The organism is Microbacterium sp. HMWF026, assembly GCF_003061325.1.
Taxonomy (GTDB): Bacteria; Actinomycetota; Actinomycetes; order Actinomycetales; family Microbacteriaceae; genus Microbacterium; species Microbacterium testaceum_E.
Map to the genome: position 1 here is coordinate 10677 of NZ_QAJB01000444.1, position 1550 is coordinate 12226.

Here is a 1550-nt window from a genome sequence, read left to right on the forward strand (position 1 = left end):
GTTCCGGGAGCGCACGATCAGCCGCGCTTCGGGCGACGCGCGAACGCCAGGGCGCCGAGCACCGCGCCCGCGGCCGCGACCACGAGCGCCGCGATGCTCAGGCCGAGCGCGACGCCCGAGGAGTCGTCCGACGTGGTCGACGCGGCCGCCATGTCGTCCATCGCGGGCGCAGCCGACGCGGTGCCGTGTCCGCCGTGGCTGTGCTCGCCGGTCGGCGGGGTGTCGTTGACGTAGAGCACCGGCGCGGGCTCGAGGGTGTCGTCGGCCGCGACCTCGTCGGGCGTCGCCGCCCAGTCCACGACCTCGCCGTCCGAGTAGGTCTGCGTCGCCGGGAGCACGAGGTGCCCGGTGTCGGGGATGGGACCGAGGACGGCCGAGAACATCTGGAACTGGTCCTGACCGATGCCCACACCCGGGTCGGCCTGCCACACGATCTTCAGCGCGGCATCCGAGATGGTGTTGCCCTCGACCTCGACGGGTGCGGGAAGCGCGCCCTTCTCGACGGTCGCGGTCCAGCCGGGAACGGGCTCGACGAGCACCGCGCTGAGCGGGGTGTCGGTGGGCAGGTCGACCTCGACCTTGACGGTGGATGCCGTCTCGGACTCGGTCGGCACGCGGAAGTTCACGGTGGCGTAGCTGCCGGGGGTGGCGGTGGTGGGGTTGACGGTGACGTGCGCCGACGCCGCGAGGGGCGCGGCGATCGCGAGGGCCGCACCGGCGGTGAGGCCGACGAGGGCACGACGAAGAGTGGTCTTGCGAGACATGGTGCTGCTTTCTGAAGGGGCGCGCGCCGAAAAGGCGCTTCACGCGCGGAAGAGGGGTCGGGGTGTCACGCCGCGCGCGGCGGACCCCGATGCCTCATCGGCGACAACACCGTCATCGCCCTCGTCAGCAGCAGCGGCTCGGGGGCCGAGGGCGCGGCATCGGTCCGTACGCCGAGACCGCGGAACGGCCGCAGCACGGCCAGAACGGCGACGACGAAGCGCGTGATCGCCTGCAGGGCCCGTTCTCCGCGGCCGAGCGCTGCGATCGTCACGACCGCGGCGAACGCGTGCGCGGCCCACATCCAGGGCGAGTGCATCGTGTGCGCGGGGGCGACGGCATCCCAGGCCATGGTCGTCGCGCCGTGGTGCGCCGCCGTGGCCGCAGTGCCGCCCCCGGTCAGATCGAGGGCCAGGATGCCGTGGAACAACGCCTGGCTCAGCACGACCGCGGTCGCCAGTCGCCACCACGACATCGCGCGGCCGGCCAGCAGCACGCACACGGGGGTCGCGAGGCACAGCGCGACCGCGATGTTGATCGCGGACGGCAGGGCGGAGTCGACGGCGCCGTGCGAGACGGTCGCGACGAAGGTCGCCACGGCGGCCGCGGCGGCACCGCGGACCGCGCGTTGCGCGCGCCCTGCTCTCGACGACATGTCACTCCCTGACATCCAGCCTAGGCGGCCCCACCGACACCCGTGCGGCCGGTGCTCCGGCGGCGAGATACGTGCGGGGTGTTGGCGGGGCCCACGCCCGACACCCCGGCCCCGGATGCCTGCACCCCACCGC

Annotated in this window: 2 protein-coding genes; both read right to left on the reverse strand. The window is 73.9% G+C overall.

Annotated elements, in window-relative coordinates; genetic code table 11:
- Positions 1–17: 17 nt before the first annotated feature.
- On the reverse strand, positions 18–764 hold the full coding sequence (locus DBR36_RS16140; protein WP_108320720.1) for a YcnI family protein: 747 nt from the start codon (positions 762–764) through the stop codon (positions 18–20).
- Positions 765–829: 65 nt separating this feature from the next.
- The gene (locus tag DBR36_RS16145; RefSeq protein WP_108320721.1) at positions 830–1417 is read right to left on the reverse strand and encodes a hypothetical protein; all 588 of its coding nucleotides are present in this window, start codon (positions 1415–1417) and stop codon (positions 830–832) included.
- Positions 1418–1550 lie beyond the last annotated feature (133 nt).

Excerpts from the sequence above, each read along its gene's own strand:
- DBR36_RS16140 (WP_108320720.1), bottom strand. The coding sequence starts at position 764 with ATGTCTCGCAAGACCACTCTTCGTCGTGCCCTCGTCGGCCTCACCGCC.
- DBR36_RS16145 (WP_108320721.1), bottom strand. The coding sequence starts at position 1,417 with ATGTCGTCGAGAGCAGGGCGCGCGCAACGCGCGGTCCGCGGTGCCGCC.